The sequence below is a fragment of the Phreatobacter sp. genome (genome assembly GCF_016793595.1).
GTDB lineage: Bacteria > Pseudomonadota > Alphaproteobacteria > Rhizobiales > Phreatobacteraceae > Phreatobacter.
In genome coordinates, this window is record NZ_JAEULY010000007.1 from 1 (window position 1) to 5,281 (window position 5,281).

Annotated in this window: 6 protein-coding genes, 1 tRNA gene and 2 pseudogenes; all 9 read right to left on the bottom strand. The window is 64.5% G+C overall.

All coding sequences use genetic code 11. The annotated features are described in order from the left end of the window. Positions 1 to 611: pseudogene (locus tag JNK84_RS10450) on the bottom strand (DNA-directed RNA polymerase subunit beta); the annotation flags it as partial. A 277-nt stretch (positions 612 to 888) separates the two neighbouring features. Beyond that, complete coding sequence (rplL, locus tag JNK84_RS10455; protein WP_293423797.1) at positions 889 to 1,266, bottom strand: 50S ribosomal protein L7/L12; 378 nt, start codon at positions 1,264 to 1,266, stop codon at positions 889 to 891. Between the two features lie 48 nt (positions 1,267 to 1,314). Then, positions 1,315 to 1,833 carry a 50S ribosomal protein L10 gene (gene rplJ, locus JNK84_RS10460; RefSeq protein ID WP_293423799.1) on the bottom strand — a complete coding sequence of 173 codons (519 nt, stop codon included), beginning with the start codon at positions 1,831 to 1,833 and terminating at the stop codon, positions 1,315 to 1,317. A 624-nt stretch (positions 1,834 to 2,457) separates the two neighbouring features. Further along, positions 2,458 to 3,150: a 50S ribosomal protein L1 gene (gene rplA / locus JNK84_RS10465; protein ID WP_293423801.1), complete on the bottom strand. Its 693-nt coding sequence runs from the start codon at positions 3,148 to 3,150 to the stop codon at positions 2,458 to 2,460. Between the two features lie 3 nt (positions 3,151 to 3,153). Next, a complete protein-coding gene (rplK, locus tag JNK84_RS10470; RefSeq protein ID WP_293423803.1) occupies positions 3,154 to 3,585 on the bottom strand; it encodes a 50S ribosomal protein L11 in 432 nt (143 codons plus the stop codon). Positions 3,586 to 3,764: 179 nt separating this feature from the next. Beyond that, positions 3,765 to 4,295, bottom strand: coding sequence for a transcription termination/antitermination protein NusG (gene nusG / locus JNK84_RS10475; RefSeq protein WP_293423805.1), 531 nt, complete (start codon positions 4,293 to 4,295; stop codon positions 3,765 to 3,767). A 12-nt stretch (positions 4,296 to 4,307) separates the two neighbouring features. Then, positions 4,308 to 4,505 carry a preprotein translocase subunit SecE gene (gene secE / locus JNK84_RS10480; protein ID WP_293423807.1) on the bottom strand — a complete coding sequence of 66 codons (198 nt, stop codon included), beginning with the start codon at positions 4,503 to 4,505 and terminating at the stop codon, positions 4,308 to 4,310. Positions 4,506 to 4,868: 363 nt separating this feature from the next. Beyond that, positions 4,869 to 4,945: transfer RNA gene (locus tag JNK84_RS10485), tRNA-Trp, on the bottom strand. Positions 4,946 to 5,106: 161 nt separating this feature from the next. Continuing rightward, positions 5,107 to 5,281 (bottom strand): annotated as a pseudogene (gene tuf / locus JNK84_RS10490) (elongation factor Tu); the annotation flags it as partial.

The following is a 5,281-nucleotide window of genomic DNA, read 5'->3' on the forward strand; positions in this document are numbered from 1 at the left end:
ATACGCGCGTGGACGATGTCCTTGGCGTCGAACTCGATGTCCAGCCAGGAACCGCGATAGGGGATGATGCGGGCGGCGAACAGCAGCTTGCCCGACGAATGGGTCTTGCCCTTGTCGTGATCGAAGAACACGCCCGGCGAACGGTGCATCTGCGAGACGATGACGCGCTCGGTGCCGTTGACGATAAAGGTGCCGTTCGACGTCATGAGCGGAATGTCGCCCATGTAGACGTCCTGCTCCTTGATGTCCTTGACCGACTTGGCGCCGGTATCGGCGTCCACATCGAACACGATGAGGCGCAGCGTCACCTTGAGCGGGGCGGCGAAGGTCATGCCGCGCTGGCGGCACTCGTCGACGTCATATTTCGGCGGCTCGAACTCGTACTTCACGAACTCCAGCATCGCGCTGCCGGAGAAGTCGGTGATCGGAAACACCGACTTGAAGACCGCCTGGAGCCCCTCGTCGGAGCGCCCGCCCTTGGGCTCGTCGACCATCAGGAACTGGTCGTAGGACGACTTCTGAACCTCGATGAGGTTCGGCATCGTCGCCACTTCCCTGATTTTGCCGAAGAACTTGCGGAACCTTTTGCGGCCGGTGAAAGTCTGAGCCATGTCGCCTCTCGCTTGGACCGCCAGGCGTCGGCGGCGGTCCTGGTTCCAGCGGCGGGCGGGCTGTTCAGCCTCTCCCGCCGCAGACGCCTGACCGGACGGTCCAATTCGGGCCGCTTTCGCGCCCTGGACCGTCCGGTCAGGCGTGACACCTTAAGTTTGCACTCGCGAAACCCGAAGGCCTCGCATCCAAGTCACGTTCGCCTTGCGGCGTTTCCGCTCCGGTCGCCCGGCGCGAAGGGGTCCGGGCGGGCGGCTGACGCCGCCCACCCGGGAATGATCACTTCAGTTCGACCTTGGCGCCGGCGGCCTCAAGCTGCTTCTTCAGCTTCTCGGCCTCGTCCTTGGACACGGCTTCCTTGACCGGCTTCGGAGCGCCCTCGACCAGGTCCTTGGCTTCCTTCAGGCCGAGACCGGTGATGGCGCGGACTTCCTTGATCACCTCGATCTTCTTATCGCCGGCGGCGGCAAGAACGACGGTGAACTCGGTCTGCTCCTCAACGGCGGCGGCAGCGCCACCAGCGCCCGGCGCGGCGGCAACGGCCACGGCGGCGGCGGCGGAAACGCCCCACTTCTCTTCGAGCATCTTCGCGAGCTCGGCGGCCTCGAGGACGGTGAGCGACGAGAGTTCGTCGACGATTTTGGCGAGATCAGCCATTTACTACTTCCTTTTGAACGGTTCGAACCGGTTTGAGTGAGAGAAGCCTCACGCGGCCTTGTCTCGGTCGGCATAAGCGCCGAACACGCGAGCCAGCTTGGCAGCGGGCGCGGTCGAGAGCTGGGCGAGCTTGGTCGCGGGAGCCTGGATGAGGCCCACGAGCTTGGCGCGCAGTTCGTCGAGCGACGGCAGTGTGGCCAGAGCCTTCACACCGTCCGCATTCAGAGCGGTCGTTCCCATCGCTCCGCCGAGGATCACGAACTTGTCGTGAATCTTGGCGAAATCGCTGGCGACCTTCGGTGCCGCGACCGGATCCTCGCTGATGGCGAGAATCGTCGGACCCTTGAGAAGGGACCCGATGGACGCGACGTCCGTGCCTTCGAGAGCGATCTTGGCGAGGCGGTTCTTGGTGACCTTCACGGACGCGCCCTGGGCCTTCATCTTGCGACGAAGGTCCTGCATCTGCGCGACGGTGAGGCCGGAATAGTGAGCGACGACGACGACGCCGGAGGTCTTGAAGACCTCGTTGAGCGTGCCGACCAGCTCTTTCTTTTCCGCGCGATCCACTTTTGCTCTCTCTGATCGAGGCCCCCTTGCGGGCGCCCCGGGTTGCACCTGCCGATCATCGGCGCCGGCGAACCGGCCAAACCGAACGATCGACGTTCGGCCCTGTCCCCTCTGGACACCGCGGGATGAAACCATCCCTCGGCCGAGGTGCATGAGTTCGAACCCTTCCTTCGGCCTCATCGGCCGGTGAAACGGTCTTCACCCGTCTGTGCAGGCTTGGCGATTAAGAGGGGAAGCCCCCTCGCCTGCAGTCTCGGACAGGACATTCCGGCTTTGCCTTCCTCAGGCCCTTGGGCTTTGAGGACAACTCCACCGGCCTTGCCGCGCGAGGAATTCCCGCGCGGAAGCTCGTTAAACTCGTGTCGGACTCCTGATCGAGGTCCCGGATTACTCCACCGTAAGACCTTCGCAAGACCGCGACACCGAAAGGCTATTCGCGATCCAACCTGCGATTTTTGAATCTTGGCCCAAACGCAATGAGGGCGTGGTTGCCCACACCCCTAGCCGGCGTCGTCTAGCAAAGCCTGTTCCAGTTGCCAAGTAGGAACCCGCAACTTTTTCCGCAAGGCACGTTCACACTGCGGAGAGGCGCGGCGCCCGGAGGTCCGGGCGCCGGCCGGGAACTCAGCCGTTCAGCACGCTCGACGGATCGACCTTCACGCCCGGACCCATGGTCGAGGAGATGGCGATCTTCTGAACGTAGGTGCCCTTGGCGCCGGTCGGCTTCGCCTTCACCACGGCGTCGGCGAACGCCTTGATGTTCTCGATCAGCTTGCCCTGGTCGAAGGAGACCTTGCCGACTGCCGAGTGGATGATGCCGGCCTTCTCGACGCGGAACTCCACCGCACCGCCCTTGGAGGCGGCGACAGCGCCCTTCACGTCCATCGTGACGGTGCCGACCTTCGGGTTCGGCATCAGGCCGCGCGGGCCCAGCACCTTACCGAGACGGCCGACGAGACCCATCATGTCCGGGGTCGCGATGCAGCGGTCGAAGTCGATCTTGCCGCCCTGCACGATCTCGAGCAGGTCCTCGGCACCGACGATGTCGGCACCGGCGGCCTTGGCCTCGTCGGCCTTGGCGCCGCGGGCGAAGACCGCCACGCGCAGGGTCCGGCCGGAGCCGTTCGGCAGGTTGCAGACGCCGCGGACCATCTGGTCGGCGTGGCGCGGATCGACGCCGAGGTTCATGGCGATCTCGACGGTCTCGTCGAACTTCGCCGTGGCGCGCTCCTTCACGAGCTTCACCGCCTCATCGATGAGATAGGCCTTGACGGTGTCGATGCCCTCGGAGGCCTTACGGAAACGCTTGCCGCTCATGGCTTACCCCACGACCTCGAGGCCCATGGAACGGGCCGAGCCTTCGATCATCGACGCAGCCGAATCGACCGAGTCGCAGTTCATGTCGACCATCTTCGCCTTGGCGATCTCGGCGATCTGGGCGCGGGTGATCTTGCCGGCCGTCGCGCCCTTGCCCGGGGTCGTCGAGCCCTTGTCGACCTTGGCGGCCTTCTTGATCCAGTAGCTCACCGGGGGCTGCTTCATCTCGAAGGTGAAGGAGCGGTCCTGGTAGGCGGTGATGATCACGGGGATCGGCATCCCCTTCTCCATCTGCTGGGTCTTCGCGTTGAAGGCCTTGCAGAATTCCATGATATTCAGGCCGCGCTGACCGAGAGCGGGGCCGATCGGCGGGGCGGGGTTAGCGGCCCCGGCCGGCACCTGCAGCTTAATGAAGCCGACGATTTTCTTCGCCATGGTTGTCCTCCTGACAGGCCTTGCGGGGCCGTCCGGTTGGGTTTCGTGGTCGGGTTCGGAGAGATTGGCGGACCGCCTCCCCTCGCCTCCCACGGGTGAACGGAACGGCCAGGGCCGCTCCGGAACCGGCGCTCAAGGCGCCGGCATTCATGCCGCCAGCCTGAGCCGGCGGCAGACGGTCACATCTTGTCGACCTGACCGAATTCCAGTTCCACCGGCGTCGGCCGGCCGAAGATCGAGACGGCGACCTTGACGCGCGAGCGCCCCTCGTCGACCTCCTCGACAAAGCCCTCGAACGAGGCGAACGGCCCGTCGTTGACGCGCACCTTCTCGCCGACCTCGAACATGATCGTGGTCTTGGGGCGATCGACGCCCTCCTGAACCTGCTGGGCGATGCGCATCGCCTCGGCCTCGGGAATCGGCATCGGCTTCTTGTCGGCGCCGAGGAAGCCCGTGACCTTCGGGGTGTTTTTGATCAGATGGTAGGCCTGATCGGTCATGTCCATCTTCACCAGCACATAGCCGGGAAAGAACTTGCGCTCGGTATCGATCTTGCGGCCGCGGCGCACCTCGGTGACGCGCTCCTTCGGCACGAGAATATCCTCGAACAGCTCCGACAGGCCGCGCTGCGCCGCGCCTTCGCGGATCGCTTCGGCCACCTTGTTCTCGAAGTTCGAGTAGGCGTGAACGACGTACCACTGCTTCGCCACGGACGTCTCTCCTCAGGCGCCGAGCGACAGGAGCGCCTGAACGCCCCAGCGGATGATGGAATCGGCGGCGAAGAAGAAGATCGCCGAGACGATCATGAAGATCACGACCATCATCGAGGTGATGCCGACTTCCTTACGGGTCGGCCAGGTGACCTTGTTGGCCTCCTGACGCACCTGCTGCATGAACTCGAAGGGACTGGTCTTCGCCATGGCGTTCTGGAATCCGGACAGGACCGATGACCGCTTCCGCCCGAGGGCGAGAAGCCGGCGCGTCGGCCCGAGTTGGAGGAAGCGCGTCCCGCAGGAAGTCCGTTACCGGGCCAGCAGGGAGTGGCGTCTGCTACCCGAAACGGGACGGCGCGTCAAGGAATGTGGTCAGGCGGCAGCGCCGGACGTTCCGCGCTATCGCCTTCAGTCCCTGACGGCCGCTTGGGTGCATGCTCCGGCGACAGCTCCAGCCGGCGGCCGAAATGCTCCGCCGGCCTGACACTGCCCGCATCTGATTCACCCGGCCGGACTCACCGCCGCCCCGCAAAGCAAAAGGCCCGGCGCATCGCGCCGGGCCTTTCGAATTGGCAGGGGCTGAGGGATTCGAACTCTCGACCTGCGGTTTTGGAGACCGCCGCTCTAACCAGCTGAGCTAAGCCCCTATGGCAGTCGCCGGGTATAGTGCCTCCCGGCGACGCAAGCAATCACTCCATAGGAATGCGCGTGTCGCATTCCGTATTCGCGACGATCACTCGATGATGGTTGCGACGACGCCGGCGCCGCCATCAGGAATGCGGTTGATCGCATTCCGTATTCGCGACGATCATTCAATGATCGTCGCGACCACTCCAGCTCCAACGGTGCGGCCGCCCTCACGGATGGCGAAGCGCAGCTTCTCCTCCATGGCGATCGGCACGATCAGGTTCACTTCCATGGCGATGTTGTCGCCCGGCATGACCATCTCGGTGCCCTCGGGCAGGTGCACGATGCCGGTCACG